This window comes from Pseudomonas sp. GL_117 (genome assembly GCF_057835125.1).
Genome location: NZ_CM174418.1, coordinates 1,807,778 through 1,825,286, shown reverse-complemented (window position 1 = coordinate 1,825,286; position 17,509 = coordinate 1,807,778). Strand labels below are relative to the sequence as shown.

Genomic DNA, 17,509 nt, shown 5'->3' with positions numbered 1-17,509 from the left:
TCCGTGGGACCACAGCTGCTTCTTACAACGCCAGATCAGACGCCGGCTTGCTCGGCTCAGCCGCAGGCTTTGCAGCCTCGACAGCCTTTGGCGCGGCGCTTTGTGGGATCACAGGCGGTGTCGGCAGTTGCAGGACACCGGCGGTGTAGGCCCATTCCTTGGCAACCGCTTCAGGGCTGTCGTTCAGCTTGGTACCATAGCTCGGTACGATCTGGTGCAGCTTGGCCTGCCACTCAGGGGTCGCAACCTTGTCCTTGAACACTTTCTGCAGCACGGTCAGCATGATCGGAGCCGCGGTGGACGCGCCCGGCGATGCACCCAGCAGGCCTGCAATGGTGTTGTCGGCAGAGCTGACCACTTCGGTGCCCAGCTTCAGGACGCCGCCCTGCTCTTCGTCACGCTTGATGATCTGCACGCGCTGACCGGCTTGCCACAGGCGCCAGTCTTCTTTCTTGGCGTTCGGGAAGTACTCTTGCAGCGCCTTGAAGCGGTCGTCATCCGACAGCATCAGTTGGCCAGCAAGGTACTCGACCAGTGGGTATTCACGAATACCGACTTTGGTCATTGGCCAGATGTTGTGGGTGGTGGTGCTGGTCAGCAGGTCCAGGTACGAACCTTCCTTCAGGAACTTGGTGGAGAAGGTTGCGAATGGGCCAAACAGGATCACGCGCTTGCCATCCAGCACGCGGGTGTCCAAGTGCGGAACCGACATCGGTGGCGCGCCAACCGACGCTTTGCCGTAGGCCTTGGCCAGGTGCTGCTCGGCCACGGTTGGGTTATCGGTCACCAGGAACGAACCACCTACCGGGAAGCCAGCGTATTCCCGGGCTTCAGGAATGCCGGATTTTTGCAGCAGGTGCAATGCACCGCCACCCGCGCCGATGAACACGAACTTGGCGTCGGTTTCGGTCTTGGTGCCGTCTTTCAGGTTTTTGTAGCTGACACGCCACGAACCGTCGGCGTTCTTGGTGATGTCCTGCACTTCGCTCGACAGTTTCAGGTCGAACTTGGGCGTGGTTTGCAGGTGAGCGACGAATTGGCGCGTGATTTCGCCAAAGTTCATGTCGGTACCCAGCGGACTCCAGGTAGCCGCGATTTTCTGGTTCGGGTCACGCCCTTCCATCATCAGCGGGACCCACTTGGCGATCTGCGCCGGGTCTTCGGAGTACTGCATGCCGGCAAACAGCGGGCTGGCTTGCAGGGCTTCGTAACGCTTCTTGAGGAACTTGATGTTGTCATCGCCCCACACAAAGCTCATGTGCGGAGTGGTGTTGATGAACGAACGTGGGTTCTTCAGCACGCCCTGCTGGACCTGCCAGGACCAGAACTGACGGGAGATCTGGAATGCTTCGTTGATTTCGACCGCTTTCGGGATCTCAACGTTGCCGTTCTTGTCTTCCGGGGTGTAGTTCAGTTCAGCCAGAGCCGAGTGACCGGTACCCGCGTTATTCCAGCCGTTGGAGCTTTCTTCGGCGACGCCATCGAGGCGCTCGACCATCTCCATCGACCAACCCGGCTCCAGCTCATTGAGCCATACACCCAGGGTTGCACTCATGATGCCGCCGCCGATCAGCAGCACATCGACTTTCTTTGCCTCTTCCGCGTGAACGGACGTGATCCCCATCGACAAAGCCAGCCCCAGCAGGGCAGTGTTTACTTTCTTAAACATCAGTAGCACCTATGATAAAACGCCATCCGCCCCACTGCCCCTAATCATGGACGACCCTCCTTCACGCTGCGCCAGGCAACGCACCGCGAGATAGGGTTTGCACATTCACTTCAGGACCGCAGGGTGGGCACACAAGGCCGACGTATCGACCTCACTTTTATGTCCCTTCTGCGCTGACTTCTTATCATTATTGGCTTCAGCTACCTCGGCGACAGTCATCCGCCGGCACGTATTCGGGTGTACGTGCCGAGGAAAGCTCAGACCAAGATGGCGCGCAGAATATCATGCCCGAGGAGGATGGGGCGTCTGATGTGGACTCAGCGGTCGAATCCCGACATCGGCGGGCTACCGGAGCAAAAGCCATACCGTAGCAGATTGGAACCTTTCGCCTCCCGCCACAATCGATATTGTCATTGTCCGGTAACGCTGTAACAGCAAATGCATTTAACTAATCTACAATCATCGAAACGTATTAAAAAGGATCTCTCGTGAGAAGCATGACGAAGCCGAATAATCAATACAACGATGATGAAATAGATCTCCTGCCATTCATCCATGCCTTATGGAAAAATAAAATAAAAATAAGTATAGCCGTTGTGATTGGAGTAGTGATTGCGTTGGCTGCGTTTTACTTTTCACCCCCTAAATGGGTTGCCAGCAGCTATATCACCAAAGGCTCATTGTTGAGTATGTACAGAGAAGTGCGCAGCACCGAAACGGTGCCCGTCTCGACGACACAACCGATAGAAATCAAGCTCTACAGCTCGATCCAGGACGATGTGTACTACATCGCCATGGGCATCATGACAGCCAACAAGGTTGACATCGTGGGCACGCCCCAACCCTACGTCCATCTGGCGTCGTTCAAGGCAAACTCAAAAGAACTGGCTATATCGAAACTGAAATCGATATTGGATACCGCCAACACACAGGCCCTTGCCCTCAGCCTACCGTCCCTGACGGTTGATCACAGCCTCAGGGCATTCAACACCCTGGGTAAAGTCAAAATAAAAAACGCAAAAGCCATAACACCGTATTTGGTAGCGGGTATTTTCCTGGGACTATTAGTGGGGTGTTTATTGGCCTTGCTACCCCTGCTCAAATCTCATTATGAGCGTACGAATCGCGACTAACACTATTGATGCTGGACAGACCATAAGAACCACTATTTAAAAACAATCAGCGCATTCGCAGCGGTTTTTATTAAACACTCATCGAGGATTCGAGCGATCGTATGAAATCCCTGCGCCACCACTCACTAACGACTCTTCTACCCTGCGCATTCTATGGACCAAACCACACCTGAACGCCAAGCGCCTGAAAGCCCTGAACTCTGGTGTGAAAAGCCTTTCCTAGACGCCTCCCTTGACGTTCTTTAGCATCACCGGCTTACCTTGCGCCCCTTGAGAACAGAGCATTCCATGTCCACCCAACAAACACCTGGGCACGTACTGCCCGCGCGCAGCGCCGCCAAAATGGAAGCGGCGATGGCCGTCGGCAGCTTCGCGATTGGTACCGGCGAATTTGCGATCATGGGCTTGATGCCCGACATCGCCAGCAACCTGCACCTGAGCGAACCCCAGGTGGGCCATGCGATCAGCGCGTATGCCCTGGGCGTAATGGTCGGCGCCCCGCTGCTGGCAATCCTTGGCGCCAGGCTATTGCGCAAACATATGCTGCTATTGCTGATGGGTCTTTATGCCTTGGGCAACCTGGCGACCGCCTTCACCCCGACGTTCAGCTCCCTGGTGGCGTTCCGCTTTGTCAGCGGCCTGCCCCACGGTGCTTACTTTGGGATTGCCGCCGTAGTAGCGTCCAGCATGGTGCCCTCGGACAAGCGCGCCGGTGCCGTCGCGCGCGTAATGATGGGCTTGACTCTGGCCATGCTACTGGGCAATCCAATCGCGACTTTCCTGGGGCAGCATCTGGGATGGCGTTCGGCGTTTGCGCTGGTGAGCCTGATCGCCCTCTGCACCATCGCCCTGGTCTGGCGCTTCGTCCCCGAGCGTCATGACGAACCGCGCAGCGACCCACGCAAGGAACTGCGCGCTTTCACCAAACCCCAGGTGTGGATGGCCCTGTCGATTGGCGCCATCGGTTTTGCCGGCATGTTCTGCGTCTTCAGCTATCTGGCCCCGACCATGCTCGAAGTGACCAAGGTCGCGCCTCAGTGGATCCCCTTCGGCCTGGCCGCATTTGGCGTTGGCGGCATCATCGGCAATATTGCCGGCGGAAAGCTGTTCGATCGTATGCAGTTCCGCGCCGTGGGGTTGATATTGGTCTGGTCGATGGCCGTGCTGGTGTTCTTCCCTTTCGCTGCCGGATCGCTTTGGGGTGTGTTGCTGGGCATCGGCCTGGTCGGCACCATGGTGTCACTGGCAGCACCGCTGCAGATCCGCCTGATGGACATTGCCCACGAAGCACCAAGCCTGGCGGCGGCGTCCAACCACGCGGCATTCAACTTGGCCAATGCGTTGGGACCATGGTTTGGCGGGATCGCGATCACTGCAGGCCTGGGGTGGACCAGCACCGGCTACATTGGCGCAGCGACGGCCTTGATTGGGCTGGGGCTTTACCTGGTAGCCCGTCGGATGCGCGGAGGCGATTAAACGATCGAGACGTACCTGTCAATGCAACAAAGCCCAACTGCGGACAGTTATTTATTTATCAGACAGGTTAGGTTCAGGTTGGATCCAATAGCACCTCACGTGTAACATTCCCGTCATATTTCCTCCATGACAAGGACGTGTTTTGATTTTCCCCGACCCAGGTGTGCTTCGGAGCTTTCCAGCAACACTCGACCACCGCAACGCCAGGATTTTTCTGACACAAGAAACAGATAGCAGTGTCGAGTTGGCGATCCAGAGCCTTATCGACAGCCGACACCAGCTACCGCACCGCATCAGCGCCCCGCTTCAAGGCATGGAAAGCGACCTTTTTGCCAAGTTTCAACCCCTCGACAGCCTCAAGCCAAAATTGAGAGTGACCCTCGGACGTGCCAAGCGCGACGGCGCGTTCGATTGGCCGGTCGAAGAAGTCATCAACACCTACGGCGCACAGAAACGCGGGGCCCCCGTCGCCAACTTGCTGGGCTTTGGCTACAGGAAATCGGCGATTGGCTTGATCCAGGAGTTTTTTATCTTCACCGAAATGCTCGATGACCATCTCAATGGTCTCGAGTGGCTAAACCAGAGCCGCGACATCCGCAGCCTGATCACGCGGTCATTCGACCTGCTTCGCGCCCTGCACGAAAAAGGCATCGTGCACATGGACTTCTGGGCAAACAACGTGATGATCAATTTTGACGACGCACGCCCCGCGAAGGCAATTGATCTGGAAAACTGCTTCCTCACTCCGACGGACTACTTGGCCGAAGTATTAGCGTTTCAATTCGGGTTCTATTATCGCCGGGAAGTCTTCCGCTTTGTGATCGAACAGGAATACGACCAACTCGTCATGGACGAGCTGAGCAAATATGGCGATATCGATCGTCGTCGATTCGACAGCATCTATGCAGCAAGCAAGTATGAAAATATAAGCCGCCGAGCCAGACGGGAGATTTTTCATAAGGGCACGGTGACTACAGGGTGAGCACAAACCCTGAATGCCGTCCGGCAGCAGGGTGCGGATTCAGTGAAGGCAGCGCCGCAAGCATGGGGTTTGCAGCGGCCTTATAGGGCATGTTGCCCCCAGGACTTTTTAGCAAAATCCCGGCCAAGCGATAGTCTCAGACCTGAATATCAACTCATAAAATCACTCAGCATGTACCAAGTCCAATCGTTTAATCCCAAAAAAACGGGTCGAGACTTTATAGTCGGCGATATCCACGGACACTTCAGGGTTTTAGGCATCGTTTAAAAACATCGGGTTCAATACACGTCGGCTGTTCTTCTGATGACGGGGTAGTAACACTCATTGAACTCAGTTTGTCCTGTGCGTGAAGCGGCTGATTACTTGTCAGTTCCAGGCAGGATATGTTCTTCCACATATTCAATCAGTCGACCCAAGCTGTGCTCAAACGTCTGGCCAGCGGTGTCGATGATCAGATCAGGGGCCAGCGGCGGCTCGTAAGGCGCGTCTATACCGGTAAAATCGCGAAGCTCTTTGGCCCTGGCCTTGCGGTATAGACCCTTGGGGTCACGCATCTCACAGGTTGCCAAGTCTGCCGCTATGTAGATCTCATGAAAAGAAGTGTTGCAGGCAGCGGCACGAGCACGCGCCCTCCCCTCACGATAGGGTGAAATAAACGCCGTGATGCAAATCATGCCCGCATCAGCGAACAGGGCCGCCACTTCACTTACCCGGCGAATATTTTCTGTTCTATCGTCTTCTGAAAAGCCCAAATTGGCGTTAAGCCCCTTGCGGACATTATCCCCGTCAAGGGTGTAGCACGCGTAACCCGACCTCAACAGGTGAGCCTCCAACGCCATCGCCAGACTCGACTTGCCAGAGGCGGAGAGCCCAGTGAACCAAAGTACAGCGCCGGGATGCCCCATGTAATGGGCACGCTCAGCCTGGCTCACATGGTGGCTGACAGAAGTCAAATTCTGGTTATTGACCGGCGAATTCATAAAATAGTCTAGCGCCTCACAACACATTGATTATGTCCGCCCGAGCATTCCACTCGGCAACGTTTTATTGTAGCCGGCAAACCTCGACGTCACCGCACCAGGCAATCAGCCAAAACTTCTTCCAAATACCCAGATAGATATTCGGCTGAAAAGGCGTGGGCTGCGCGTACTCCACCAACTCTGGCTGTTCGGCGCTGCATGGCCCAACTCATCTGGCTGAGCCAGCTCGGTCTCCCGTCGCTTGGCCCAGGCCTGGGCGACCTGCTTACAGTCGAAGGTTCGGCTTTCCTGATAAACTGTCTTGCCATCCCGATTGATCCGTATCTGCGCCGCGTAGGCTGTCGAGTTGTCCTTGCGCTTACGTGCTGTGATCGTGCCCATTTCCAGTTGCTACATTGCCGAATGTCGATTGCTACTACGTAGCTACCGACTTCAGAAAACAAGGGAAAACGGGAAAAAACCGCCGTATAAAAGATCAGTATTAATGAACTCCGAAAAAGCCGAATCCCCAGCAAACGCTAACCTTTCCCGCTCCGAGCCCTCTCGCCGCTTCAGCGTGGCGCCGATGATGGATTGGACTGATCGCCACTGCCGTTTTTTCCTGCGCCTGTTGTCAAAAAACGCACTGCTCTACACCGAGATGGTGACCACTGGCGCGATCCTGCATGGCGACCACGAGCGTTTCCTGCGCCACAACGACGCCGAGCACCCGTTGGCACTGCAACTGGGTGGCAGCGTTCCGGCGGACTTGGCGGCCTGCGCCCGGATGGCCGAGGCCGCCGGGTATGACGAGGTGAACCTGAACGTTGGATGCCCCAGTGATCGCGTGCAGAACAATATGATCGGCGCGTGCCTCATGGGCCATCCGGCGCTGGTGGCAGATTGTGTGAAGGCAATGCGCGATGCGGTGTCGATTCCGGTAACGGTGAAGCACCGCATCGGGATCAATGGCCGGGACAGCTACGCCGAGCTGTGTGATTTTGTCGGGCAGGTGAAGGACGCAGGCTGCACCAGTTTTACCGTGCATGCGCGCATTGCGATTCTGGAGGGTTTGTCGCCCAAGGAGAATCGGGATATTCCGCCCTTGCGTTATGACGTGGCGGCGCAGCTGAAGCGGGATTTTGCCGAGCTGGAGATCATCCTGAACGGTGGAATCAAGACGCTGGAGCAGTGCCAGGAGCACTTGAAGACCTTTGACGGGGTGATGCTGGGGCGCGAGGCGTATCACAACCCCTATGTGCTGGCGCAGGTCGATCAGCAGCTATTTGGCAGCACGCAGCCGGTGATCACGCGGGCGCAGGCGCTGGCGCACCTTCGGCCGTATATCGCGGCGCATTTGGCGACAGGCGGTTCGATGCACCACATCACCCGGCATGTGCTGGGGCTGGGCACCGGCTTTCCTGGAGCGCGCAAGTTCCGGCAGTTGTTGTCGGTGGATATTCACAAGGCTGCCGACCCACTGGCACTGCTCGATCAGGCAGCCGCTCTGCTGGATGGGCGCTGACCGTTAGCGGAGTTGAACCTGCCAGCCTTTTCGCCCTCCTATTAAACCGTCAGGCCCGCCATTCAGATGACCGTTCCCAGATTGTTGCCACGGCGGGCCGATGAACGCATTTGCGCCCTTGAGCGGCTGTCAGCGCTCGGGTAATGTCATCAGACCCACAGGACAGAGCACGCCCATGACTTCCAAGCTGGAACAACTCAAGCAAATCACCACTGTCGTAGCCGATACCGGCGATTTCGAAGCTATCGCTCGGGTCAAACCGCAGGATGCCACCACCAACCCGTCCCTGCTGCTCAAGGCGGCGTCGATTCCGGCCTATGCCAAGCTGCTGGATGAGTGCGTGAAAGACTGCAACGGCGACGTTGGCCTGGCCAGTGACCGCTTTGCGGTGGCCGTGGGCCAGGAGATCCTGAAAGTAGTCCCGGGGCGCATCTCCACTGAAGTGGATGCACGCTTGTCGTTCGACACTGACGCCGTACTCAAGCGTGCGCACCGTCTGATCGATCTGTACGAAAAAGCCGGCGTTGGCCGTGACCGTGTGCTGATCAAGATCGCCTCCACCTGGGAAGGTATCCGCGCCGCAGAGAAGCTGGAAAAAGAAGGCATCCAGACCAACCTGACCCTGCTGTTCTCCTTCGCCCAAGCGGTGGCTTGCGCGGAAGCGGGCGTGTTCCTGATTTCGCCGTTCGTGGGTCGCATCTACGACTGGTACAAGAAGGCCAACGGCACCGACTACACCGGCTCGGAAGATCCAGGCGTACAGTCGGTGACGCGCATCTACAACTACTACAAGGCCAATGGCTACAAGACCGTGGTGATGGGTGCGAGCTTCCGCAACCTGAGCCAGATCGAAGAGCTGGCCGGTTGTGATCGCCTGACCATCAGCCCGGACCTGCTGGAAAAACTCGCTGCCGATACCGGCAAGCTGGAGCGCAAGCTGTCGCCCGGCCATGCCGGTGAGCCACGCGTGCATTTGACTGAAGCGCAGTTCCGCTGGGAATCCAACGAGGATGCGATGGCAACCGAGAAGCTGGCCGAAGGCATTCGCCAGTTTGCGCGTGACCAGGAGAAGCTGGAGGCGCTGTTGACTGCCAAGCTGTAAGGCAGCAGCAACAAAAAGGGCGGCACCTGTGAAGGTGCCGCCCTTTTTTGTCTGTTTGGAAGTGCGCTGATCGATCTGGCGCTATCGGGGGCAAGCCCCCTTCCATATTTGGGATGTATTCCTACACAGGAGATCAGTGGCGCTCGAGGGCATTGACGAGGTCGTGAAACGCCTCGCGGTTGGACTCGTTCAAGCCCATCAGGATCTTGTGCGCTTCCAGCACCTTGATGCGTACCACCTCCTCGGACTGGTCCTGGGACGGCAAGTCAGTCAGGCATTCCGGGCATGGAATCGGGCGATCAACGATGTTGAACACCTGATCGAAGCCCATGGACTGCAACAGCCGGGTGATGTCTTCGTGGGTGGTGACCACCGTCGGCAACAAGCCGACCTTCTGCCGCGACAGAATGGACAACTTGGCCAACAACCCAAGGGTCGTGCTATCGATGCTGCGGGTTTCGGTCAGATCGATCACGATCGCCGAAAAATTCAGCGCGGTGAAGATCCGCTCGATCGTCGCATCCAGCGCCGAACACAAGGTCAGGCGCACTTCACCGACAAACTTCAGGACAAAGGTCCCGTCTTGCTCGGCGAATTGGATTCTTCCGGTACTCATCAAAGATTCCTGCTCAACACCAATAGGGCGATATCATCCGGCATCTCCCCTAGCGTGGCCAATCCAAAAACCTGCCGCAGGCCATCCAGGCTGCCGCCCGCCGACTTGACCTTTTGGGGCAAGGCAGCTTCTTTCTCCTTGAGTGTAGGCTCTGGAAGAAGGTCGAGGATGCCATCGGACATCAGCGTCAAGCTGAACGTCGGTGGCAGTTCCAGGATGTGGTCTTCGTAGGTGGCTTCGTTAAACAAGCCTACGGGCAGACCCCGTCCTTCCAGGTAACGCACACTGTCAGGCGTGTACAACACAGGCATCGGCAGGTGACCGCCAATGCTGTAGGTCAAAAGACCGGTTTCTTCATCAATCACGCCGCCCACCATCGTTACGTGCTTGCCCAGCTTGCAGCTGATCAGGCCTCGGTTGATGTGGCCCAGCACCTCGGACGGGGTGAACTCCGGCAAGGTGCCATTGCGCTTGGATTCGAACAGCAGCCGCGTGGTCATGAACTTCAACAACACGGTGACAAAAGCAGAGGAAGCACCATGGCCGGAGACATCGGCCAGGTAGAACGCGACACGCCGCTCATCAACGCGGAAGTAGTCGACAAAATCACCCGACAGGTACAAGGACGGAATGATCTGGTGGGCAAACTGAAACTCGTCGATGGTCCAAGGGCTCACCGGCAGCATGTTCATCTGCACCTGGCGACCGGCATTCTGGTCTTCCTGGAGCAGGTTCAGGCTGGCTTCGAGTTCGCGGTTGGCGGTTTCGAGCTTTTCGCGGTAGCGCTGGTTTTCCAGCAGCAGGCGTGCACGATCCAGGGCACGACGCACCGAGTGCTCCAGCACCGCGAGGTCTTCAAGGGGCTTGATCAGGTAGTCGGCAGCGCCCAGGCGCAGAGCCTCGACCGCATCGTTCATCACCCCGGCACCGGACACGACAATCACCGGCGTCTGCGGCGCGAGCTCGGTCACCTGGCGAATCAGCTCCAGGCCGCCCATCTGGGGCATGCGCAGGTCGCAGATCACAAGGTCGGGCTTGTCGCGCTCGAATACCTGGAGACCCTGTTGGCCATTGCTGGCCTGCAGGACGCTGAAGCCACTGTCTTCCAAATAGGCCGCGAGACTCGCGCGCACTACTTCGTCGTCATCGATTATCAGCAGCGTGGCACTGGTTTTTTGCATGTGGGCAAACGGCGCCAGAATTAGGTTGGCGTAGGTGGCGCGACAATGGCCGGGCGCACTTACTGGATTCGCTTTCTAGCCTCTCTGTCCTACAAAGCATGGGCATTTGGCCCACGCACAACGGTAAAGCAGAGGTGCCCTTCTAAGGCGCAGACGGTACTCCCATCCGTCAGGGGTTTCAAGCTCATGCCGATGGTCGCCAAGCGTCTTTACATCGCAAATCACCGAGAGTTATAAGAACAGCCACGACCACAACACAAAGTAAGGATGGAACCCGTGAGCCAACACGAGCGCGACTACGCCGAAAAACGCGATTTCATCCGCATGCGAGTGGATGCCGATGTGTCGCTGATCCACGCCGGGCAGGAGATTGCCGGGGTTTGCGTGGACCTTTCCAGTTCCGGCATGCAGGTGCAGGCACCTCGCCAATTCCAGGTAGGCGACAAACTGACTGTACGCATCGATTCCGAGCACAGCGCCCTCACGGGACTGGAAGCGGACACCGAAGTGGTCTGGACCAAGACAAACGGCCCAGACCAGCACCTGGGGCTCAAGATCCTGAAAATGTACTGAAACCTGCCCACAAAAAAGGCGACCATCGAGGTCGCCTTTTTCGTTTCAAAACATCACGGCTTAAAAGTCGTCGACGACCTTGCCGTCCTTGACCTTGAACTCGCGGTTCTGCAGGTAAGCATTGCGGATGAACGTGTACTTGTCGCCGGTGATCAGCTTCTCGCTGTCCAGCAGGCTGGCACGGGTATCGACAACGTTCAGACCGAAGGTGCTGTTGCGCCAGCCGATGTCGTTCATATAGCGGTACGGCTGGGTGTAGCTGTCTACGTATTTGGACGGCGCATCACGCAGGGTGCTTGGGCCCAGCAGTGGCAGCATCACATAAGGACCACTGCCGACGCCCCAGTAGCCGAGGGTCTGACCGAAGTCTTCGTCACTGCGTTGCAGCCCCATTTTGGTGCCGACGTCGATAAAGCCGAGCACACCAAACGTGGTGTTCATCAGCAAGCGCGCCGTGTCCACACCCGCCGCATGCGGCTTGAGCTGCAGCACGTTGTTGGCCAGGTTGCCGACATCGCCGATGTTACGGAAGAAGTTATGAACGCCGTCCTGCATGAATTGCGGCGTCACGAACTGATAACCCTGGGCCAATGGCTTGAGCGCATAGGTATCAACGGTGTCGTTGAAGGTGAAGATCGGGCGGTTGACGCTTTCCCACGGATCATCTTCCGAGGCGGCCTGTACAGCGAACGGGGCCAGCAGGACAGTGGCACACACCGACAGCTGAGCGAAATAGTGGCTCCAGCGCATAGCTTTTGCTCCTTAAGGGTCTGTCATGGGCGCTATGCCCTGAATAAGTCAGTGAGTATATGACGGAAGTGTCCATTTACGCAGCAGTCGGGGAAACGTCCTGTCTAAAATGCACAAAATTCCTACAATTGAAGCCCTGTGTCATCCACTTGTCATCCTATGCCGATAGCGTCAGAGCTATTTCAGGGATGTCGACATGCCTCACGCCGAGATTGCCATCGCCAGCGCGCCTGCCTTGACCGCTGTATTGTTCGGCCTGAGTGGCTGCCTGGTGGACTTCGGTTCCCAGGCACGTACCGATTCGCCCTCGCCAGGCTCCCACGCCACGCCGGGCGCCCTGAGCATACTGCGCAGCCTGCATGAACAAGGCGTGCCCTGCGCCTGGCTGGATGAACTGCCCGCTTCCGTCACCACGCCACTGGCCGCCGTATTGCCGGGCTGGCTGAAAGCCGCATCGCCCTCTGCCATCCGTTGGCCTGCGCCTCACGCCTGCTGGCAAGCCTTGATGGAACTGAACATCGAACGCCTGGAAGGCTGTGTGCTGGTCAGCGGCGAACCGCGCTTGCTGCAATCAGGGCTCAACGCCGGCCTGTGGACGATTGGCCTGGCATCCTGCGGCTCGCTGTGCGGCATGGCCCCGACACAATGGCAGGCATTGAGCGAGCAAGAGCGCGAGCACAAGCGCGGCAAGGCCACCGTGGCCCTGTACGGGCTGGGCGTGCACTCGGTGATCGACCACCTGGGCGAACTCGGCACCTGCCTGGCCGACATCAGCCTGCGCCAACTAAAAGGCGAGAAGCCCTGACACGGATCATGCACGGTTGGCGCCAGTGGATTAATCTACAGGTCAGCCCGTAGACCTTTCTCGGCGTGCCGTGGTCTATGTCAGTGCCTATCGATAAAAGGAAACACGTCATGCCTGATCGCAAAAAACTGGAAGAACAGGTCGAAATCCTGCGCGGGCAGTTGGAACAGGAACCGCCGCTGTCGGAAGAAAAACGTACAGCATTGCAAGCCTTGATTGCCAAGTTCGAATTACAACTTGAACTTGAGCCGGCCACCCAGACACCGAGTATTTCCGATGATGTGAATCAAGCGGCCATTGAGTTCGACGCTGAGCACCCGGTGATTTCCGGGACCTTGCGCAATATCATGGTCATCTTGGGCAATATCGGGATCTGACGGCACAGCACCTGAAAATCAACATCTATCAGAGCTGCATTTGCGCGGATCCCTCTCGGCAAACAATTGAAAACCGATGCCTAAGCGGGCGTCGGCTTTTTTTTGCTCAGAAATACGCCTTCCCTTTTGTAGAATCATAGCGTCGCTTTTGCGGGAAATTTCATCATCGACGGGAACCCAAACCGCTGAGCTTTCCACTCAGGTTGTGAGAGGAATGGTCCTTTCAATTAACTTTGGAAGTTTTACCTATAATGAATGCCGTATCGAGCACATCGCCAGTTTTTCAACCAAGCCAACAGTATTATCAGCAGAACGAGATAGATACAGGGCCGCAAGAGGCTAAAGGACCTGGGCCTTCATACTCAATTTCGCGCAGCGCTGGTGAGGCTTCAGACGAGAATGGTCGACGTTTCACAGTTGGCGACGACATGGAGAAAATGCAAATCACATACTGATACCCACGAAACGCCGTCTATCCACGCACATTAGGCGTGGATAAGAAAGTGGCGGGAGGAACCACTCCCGCCACTCCTGAAGAGTGACGTTTTCCGGTTTTACTGACGCGCCAGGCGCACGTTCTGGAACGCCACATCCTCAGTACTGCGATACGGGTTGATATCCAACCCGCCCCTGCGAACATACCGCGCATACACGGTCAGTTTTTCCGGCTTCAGCAAGCTCGCGTGATCCAACGCGCGCCCCCGGTATTCGACCACCACACTGCCCCAATCGGGCTGGCTGGTCACCGGGCAGTTGGATTTGAGCAGGTGGCTGTGCACGCCCTCCTCGACAATCCGCGATTGATCGCAACGCAGCAGCTCCGGGCGTGGGTGTTCGTAGTTGCTGACGCTGATGTCCAACTCTTCAATGCACAGACCGGGCAACGCCATCACGCCTTCGGCCTCGATCTCGGCCAGGCTGCGGATGCGCACGCTCACCGGCTTGCCCGACGGCAGCAGCCAGGACAGTTCGAAGCAGTTCCAGAAATCCACGCCTTTGTATGGCAGGGTCTCGGCACTCAGGCCCAGCTCGGCCCATTTGGCGGCGCGAGGGATCGGGAACAACAACGACGGGGTGTAGGTGGAGATGTATTCACTGGACTTGCCCAGCGGCGAATTTCCGGGACCTTGCGCAATATCATGGTCACCTTGGGCAATATCGGGATCTGACGGCACAGCACCTGAAAATCAACATCTATCAGAGCTGCATTTGCGCGGATCCCTCTCGGCAAACAATTGAAAACCGATGCCTAAGCGGGCGTCGGCTTTTTTTTGCTCAGAAATACGCCTTCCCTTTTGTAGAATCATAGCGTCGCTTTTGCGGGAAATTTCATCATCGACGGGAACCCAAACCGCTGAGCTTTCCACTCAGGTTGTGAGAGGAATGGTCCTTTCAATTAACTTTGGAGTTTTTACCTATAATGAATGCCGTATCGAGCGCATCGCCAGCTTTTCGACCAAGCCAACAGGATTATCTGCAGAACGAGATAGATGCAGGGCCGCAAGAGCGTGTGAAAGATAAAGAACATAAGCCTTCACAGGCAATTACGCGCAGCGCCTCTGGGGCTACAGACGAGAATGGTATATATTTCTCAGAAGCTGGCCCTGAACAGAGAATCACATACTGATACCCACGAAACGCCGTCTATCCACGCACATTAGGCGTGGATAAGAAAGTGGCGGGAGGAACCACTCCCGCCACTCCTGAAGAGTGACGTTTTCCGGTTTTACTGACGCGCCAGGCGCACGTTCTGGAACGCCACATCCTCAGTACTGCGATACGGGTTGATATCCAACCCGCCCCTGCGAACATACCGCGCATACACGGTCAGTTTTTCCGGCTTCAGCAAGCTCGCGTGATCCAACGCGCGCCCCCGGTATTCGACCACCACACTGCCCCAATCGGGCTGGCTGGTCACCGGGCAGTTGGATTTGAGCAGGTGGCTGTGCACGCCCTCCTCGACAATCCGCGATTCATCGCAACGCAGCAGCTCCGGGCGTGGGTGTTCGTAGTTGCTGACGCTGATGTCCAACTCATCAATGCACACACCCGGCAACGCCATCACGCCTTCGGCCTCGATCTCGGCCAGGCTGCGGATGCGCACGCTCACCGGCTTGCCCGACGGCAGCAGCCAGGACAGTTCGAAGCAGTTCCAGAAATCCACGCCTTTGTATGGCAGGGTCTCGGCACTCAGCCCCAGCTCGGCCCATTTGGCGGCGCGAGGGATCGGGAACAGCAACGACGGGGTGTAGGTGGAGATGTATTCACTGGACTTGCCCAGCGGCGAATTTCCGGGACCTTGCGCAATATCATGGTCACCTTGGGCAATATCGGGATCTGACGGCATAGCACCTGAAAATCAACATCTATCAGAGCTGCATTTGCGCGGATCCCTCTCGGCAAACAATTGAAAACCGATGCCTAAGCGGGCGTCGGCTTTTTTTGCTCAGAAATACGCCTTCCCTTTTGTAGAATCATAGCGTCGCTTTTGCGGGAAATTTCATCATCGACGGGAACCCAAACCGCTGAGCTTTCCACTCAGGTTGTGAGAGGAATGCTCCTTTCAATTAACTTTGGAGTTTTTACTTATAATGAATGCCGTATCGAGCACATCGCCAGCTTTTCGACCAAGCCAACAGGATTATCTGCAGAACGAGATAGACGCAAGGCAGCAAGAGGCTGTGAAAGAGAAAGAACATAAGCCTTCATGGTCAATTTCGCGCAGCGCCAGTGGGTCTACAGACGAGCAAAAAGGATATTCCTCAATTGTCGACAAAATACCGACAGTGGAAATCACATACTGATACCCACGAAACGCCGTCTATCCACGCACATTAGGCGTGGATAAGAAAGTGGCGGGAGGAACCACTCCCGCCACTCCTGAAGAGTGACGTTTTCCGGTTTTACTGACGCGCCAGGCGCACGTTCTGGAACGCCACATCCTCAGTACTGCGATACGGGTTGATATCCAACCCGCCCCTGCGAACATACCGCGCATACACGGTCAGTTTTTCCGGCTTCAGCAAGCGCTGCAAATCCAGGAAGATGCGCTCCACGCACTGCTCATGGAAGTCAGAGTGCTGGCGAAAGCTCACGATATATTCCAGCAAGCTCGCGTGGTCCAACGCGCGCCCCCGGTATTCGACCACCACACTGCCCCAATCGGGCTGGCTGGTCACCGGGCAGTTGGATTTGAGCAGGTGGCTGTGCACGCTCTCCTCGACAATCCGCGATTGATCGCAACGCAGCAGCTCCGGGCGTGGGTGTTCGTAGTTGCTGACTCTGATGTCCAACTCATCAATGCACACACCGGGCAACGCCATCACGCCTTCGGCCTCGATCTCGGCCAGGCTGCGGATGCGCACGCTCACCGGCTTGCCGGCGGCGGCGCCGAGGTCGGTACGCAAGGTCGCTTCCAGGCTTGCCGTATCGGCAAACGCGGTCTGGTTCAACGAGTTGAGGTACAGCTTGAAGGACTTGGACTCAATGATATTCGGCGAGTCAGCCGGGATGCTGAACTCACCGATGGCCACCACCGGCTTGCCCGACGGCAGCAGCCAGGACAGTTCGAAGCAGTTCCAGAAATCCACGCCTTTGTATGGCAGGGTCTCGGCACTCAGGCCCAGCTCGGCCCATTTGGCGGCGCGAGGGATCGGGAACAACAACGACGGGGTGTAGGTGGAGATGTATTCACTGGACTTGCCCAGCGGCGAATGTTCGGCTGCGGGATGCATGGCGGAAACCTGGCTAAATAAACGCCGCCAGTCTACCAGCCTTTGCCCCCGCCTTTGCGGCCTACTCGACGTTCAGCTTGCCAACCATGCCCGCCTGATAATGCCCTGGCAGGTTGCAAGCAAACTCCAGGCCCGTGGACTGGGTGAACGTCCACGTCAACTCGGCGGTTTTGCCGGGCTCGACCAACACGCTGTTGGGATCATCATGCTTCATCATTGCGCCATGGCCCATGGCGCTGTGATCCATCTTGCCCATGCCAGTGGCGGTGAGCATGCCGCTGGCCTGCATCTGCAACATTTCCTTCTGGTGCTGGGCATGCATCGCCGCATCGCCCAGGTTGAATTCGTGCAGCAACTGGCCTTTATTCACCAGGACAAAGCGCACGGTCTCACCGGCCTTCACGTCCAGTGACTTGGGCGAAAAAGCAATGTCCTGCAGGGTCACTTCCACGGTACGCGTGGCCTGCTCGGCCGGGGCCGCGTGGCCGAAGGCAAAGGTATGTGCCGCATCCGCCATCGCACCAAAACTCGCCACCAACAGGCAACCTGCCAACAACAGGGGTGTACGCAATGCCATCTCAACTCTCCAAAAATGTGTAACCCGCTTGGACAGCACTCTAAGATGAG

General features: G+C 56.9%; 17 protein-coding genes and 1 pseudogene. 8 read left to right on the top strand and 10 right to left on the bottom strand.

Going from position 1 to position 17,509, the window contains the following annotated elements:
* Window positions 1–22: 22 nt before the first annotated feature.
* Window positions 23–1,669 carry a malate dehydrogenase (quinone) gene (mqo, locus tag AC3ISR_RS08235; protein ID WP_192298653.1) on the bottom strand — a complete coding sequence of 549 codons (1,647 nt, stop codon included), beginning with the start codon at window positions 1,667–1,669 and terminating at the stop codon, window positions 23–25.
* Between the two features lie 497 nt (window positions 1,670–2,166).
* Here mqo and AC3ISR_RS08230 point away from each other — a divergent pair, with 497 nt between their 5' ends.
* The 3 genes from AC3ISR_RS08230 (at window position 2,167) to AC3ISR_RS08220 (ending at window position 5,260) form a co-directional block, all read left to right on the top strand.
* A complete protein-coding gene (locus AC3ISR_RS08230; protein ID WP_192298652.1) occupies window positions 2,167–2,802 on the top strand; it encodes a Wzz/FepE/Etk N-terminal domain-containing protein in 636 nt (211 codons plus the stop codon).
* Window positions 2,803–3,090: 288 nt separating this feature from the next.
* Window positions 3,091–4,278 carry an MFS transporter gene (locus AC3ISR_RS08225; RefSeq protein WP_192298651.1) on the top strand — a complete coding sequence of 396 codons (1,188 nt, stop codon included), beginning with the start codon at window positions 3,091–3,093 and terminating at the stop codon, window positions 4,276–4,278.
* A gap of 142 nt (window positions 4,279–4,420) precedes the next feature.
* Window positions 4,421–5,260 carry a protein kinase family protein gene (locus AC3ISR_RS08220; protein WP_192298650.1) on the top strand — a complete coding sequence of 280 codons (840 nt, stop codon included), beginning with the start codon at window positions 4,421–4,423 and terminating at the stop codon, window positions 5,258–5,260.
* A gap of 359 nt (window positions 5,261–5,619) precedes the next feature.
* Here AC3ISR_RS08220 and cysC read toward each other — a convergent pair whose 3' ends face one another.
* Both cysC and AC3ISR_RS08210 read right to left on the bottom strand, forming a co-directional pair.
* Entirely contained in the window at window positions 5,620–6,240 is a 621-nt protein-coding gene (cysC, locus tag AC3ISR_RS08215; RefSeq protein ID WP_489324682.1) for an adenylyl-sulfate kinase, read from the bottom strand.
* Between the two features lie 195 nt (window positions 6,241–6,435).
* A pseudogene (locus AC3ISR_RS08210) lies at window positions 6,436–6,621 on the bottom strand (hypothetical protein); the annotation flags it as partial.
* Between the two features lie 103 nt (window positions 6,622–6,724).
* On the opposite strand from AC3ISR_RS08210, the gene dusA reads away from it, so the two are divergent.
* Both dusA and tal read left to right on the top strand, forming a co-directional pair.
* Window positions 6,725–7,744 carry a tRNA dihydrouridine(20/20a) synthase DusA gene (gene dusA / locus AC3ISR_RS08205; RefSeq protein WP_489324681.1) on the top strand — a complete coding sequence of 340 codons (1,020 nt, stop codon included), beginning with the start codon at window positions 6,725–6,727 and terminating at the stop codon, window positions 7,742–7,744.
* A gap of 175 nt (window positions 7,745–7,919) precedes the next feature.
* Window positions 7,920–8,846: a transaldolase gene (gene tal / locus AC3ISR_RS08200; RefSeq protein ID WP_226455330.1), complete on the top strand. Its 927-nt coding sequence runs from the start codon at window positions 7,920–7,922 to the stop codon at window positions 8,844–8,846.
* 133 nt (window positions 8,847–8,979) lie between these two features.
* Here the strand turns inward: tal and rssC are convergent, their stop codons facing one another.
* Both rssC and rssB read right to left on the bottom strand, forming a co-directional pair.
* Entirely contained in the window at window positions 8,980–9,462 is a 483-nt protein-coding gene (gene rssC, locus AC3ISR_RS08195) for an anti-sigma factor antagonist RssC (protein ID WP_010566476.1), read from the bottom strand.
* Window positions 9,462–10,643, bottom strand: a complete 1,182-nt coding sequence (gene rssB, locus AC3ISR_RS08190; RefSeq protein ID WP_017737359.1) for a two-component system response regulator RssB — start codon at window positions 10,641–10,643, stop codon at window positions 9,462–9,464. The genes rssC and rssB overlap by 1 nt, the downstream gene beginning before the upstream one ends.
* A gap of 276 nt (window positions 10,644–10,919) precedes the next feature.
* Between rssB and AC3ISR_RS08185 the strand changes: the two genes are divergently transcribed.
* Window positions 10,920–11,216: a PilZ domain-containing protein gene (locus tag AC3ISR_RS08185; RefSeq protein ID WP_226455329.1), complete on the top strand. Its 297-nt coding sequence runs from the start codon at window positions 10,920–10,922 to the stop codon at window positions 11,214–11,216.
* Between the two features lie 60 nt (window positions 11,217–11,276).
* Here AC3ISR_RS08185 and AC3ISR_RS08180 read toward each other — a convergent pair whose 3' ends face one another.
* Window positions 11,277–11,966, bottom strand: a complete 690-nt coding sequence (locus AC3ISR_RS08180; RefSeq protein ID WP_192298646.1) for an MlaA family lipoprotein — start codon at window positions 11,964–11,966, stop codon at window positions 11,277–11,279.
* Window positions 11,967–12,162: 196 nt separating this feature from the next.
* Here AC3ISR_RS08180 and pcrP point away from each other — a divergent pair, with 196 nt between their 5' ends.
* Together pcrP and AC3ISR_RS08170 are read left to right on the top strand one after the other, a co-directional pair.
* Window positions 12,163–12,771 (top strand): HAD superfamily inactivated hydrolase PcrP, encoded by a 609-nt coding sequence (gene pcrP, locus AC3ISR_RS08175; protein WP_463984367.1) that lies wholly within the window; start codon window positions 12,163–12,165, stop codon window positions 12,769–12,771.
* Window positions 12,772–12,881: 110 nt separating this feature from the next.
* Complete coding sequence (locus AC3ISR_RS08170) at window positions 12,882–13,148, top strand: DUF4404 family protein (RefSeq protein ID WP_489324680.1); 267 nt, start codon at window positions 12,882–12,884, stop codon at window positions 13,146–13,148.
* Window positions 13,149–13,702: 554 nt separating this feature from the next.
* Here AC3ISR_RS08170 and AC3ISR_RS08165 read toward each other — a convergent pair.
* From AC3ISR_RS08165 to copI, 4 genes are all read right to left on the bottom strand, one after another.
* On the bottom strand, window positions 13,703–14,284 hold the full coding sequence (locus AC3ISR_RS08165) for a hypothetical protein (RefSeq protein WP_489324838.1): 582 nt from the start codon (window positions 14,282–14,284) through the stop codon (window positions 13,703–13,705).
* Window positions 14,285–14,874: 590 nt separating this feature from the next.
* Window positions 14,875–15,495: a hypothetical protein gene (locus AC3ISR_RS08160; protein WP_489324679.1), complete on the bottom strand. Its 621-nt coding sequence runs from the start codon at window positions 15,493–15,495 to the stop codon at window positions 14,875–14,877.
* Between the two features lie 556 nt (window positions 15,496–16,051).
* Window positions 16,052–16,882, bottom strand: coding sequence for an NADPH-dependent 7-cyano-7-deazaguanine reductase QueF (gene queF, locus AC3ISR_RS08155; protein WP_489324678.1), 831 nt, complete (start codon window positions 16,880–16,882; stop codon window positions 16,052–16,054).
* Window positions 16,883–16,943: 61 nt separating this feature from the next.
* The gene (gene copI, locus AC3ISR_RS08150) at window positions 16,944–17,459 is read right to left on the bottom strand and encodes a copper-resistant cuproprotein CopI (protein ID WP_192298641.1); all 516 of its coding nucleotides are present in this window, start codon (window positions 17,457–17,459) and stop codon (window positions 16,944–16,946) included.
* Window positions 17,460–17,509: the final 50 nt, after the last annotated feature.

Coding starts and splice junctions, on each gene's coding strand:
- AC3ISR_RS08180 (WP_192298646.1), bottom strand. CDS start 11,966: ATGCGCTGGAGCCACTATTTCGCTCAGCTGTCGGTGTGTGCCACTGTC.
- AC3ISR_RS08160 (WP_489324679.1), bottom strand. CDS start 15,495: ATGCCGTCAGATCCCGATATTGCCCAAGGTGACCATGATATTGCGCAA.
- copI (WP_192298641.1), bottom strand. CDS start 17,459: ATGGCATTGCGTACACCCCTGTTGTTGGCAGGTTGCCTGTTGGTGGCG.
- queF (WP_489324678.1), bottom strand. CDS start 16,882: ATGCATCCCGCAGCCGAACATTCGCCGCTGGGCAAGTCCAGTGAATAC.
- rssB (WP_017737359.1), bottom strand. CDS start 10,643: ATGCAAAAAACCAGTGCCACGCTGCTGATAATCGATGACGACGAAGTA.
- AC3ISR_RS08225 (WP_192298651.1), top strand. CDS start 3,091: ATGTCCACCCAACAAACACCTGGGCACGTACTGCCCGCGCGCAGCGCC.
- cysC (WP_489324682.1), bottom strand. CDS start 6,240: ATGAATTCGCCGGTCAATAACCAGAATTTGACTTCTGTCAGCCACCAT.
- dusA (WP_489324681.1), top strand. CDS start 6,725: ATGAACTCCGAAAAAGCCGAATCCCCAGCAAACGCTAACCTTTCCCGC.
- AC3ISR_RS08170 (WP_489324680.1), top strand. CDS start 12,882: ATGCCTGATCGCAAAAAACTGGAAGAACAGGTCGAAATCCTGCGCGGG.
- pcrP (WP_463984367.1), top strand. CDS start 12,163: ATGCCTCACGCCGAGATTGCCATCGCCAGCGCGCCTGCCTTGACCGCT.
- rssC (WP_010566476.1), bottom strand. CDS start 9,462: ATGAGTACCGGAAGAATCCAATTCGCCGAGCAAGACGGGACCTTTGTC.
- mqo (WP_192298653.1), bottom strand. CDS start 1,669: ATGTTTAAGAAAGTAAACACTGCCCTGCTGGGGCTGGCTTTGTCGATG.
- AC3ISR_RS08230 (WP_192298652.1), top strand. CDS start 2,167: ATGACGAAGCCGAATAATCAATACAACGATGATGAAATAGATCTCCTG.
- tal (WP_226455330.1), top strand. CDS start 7,920: ATGACTTCCAAGCTGGAACAACTCAAGCAAATCACCACTGTCGTAGCC.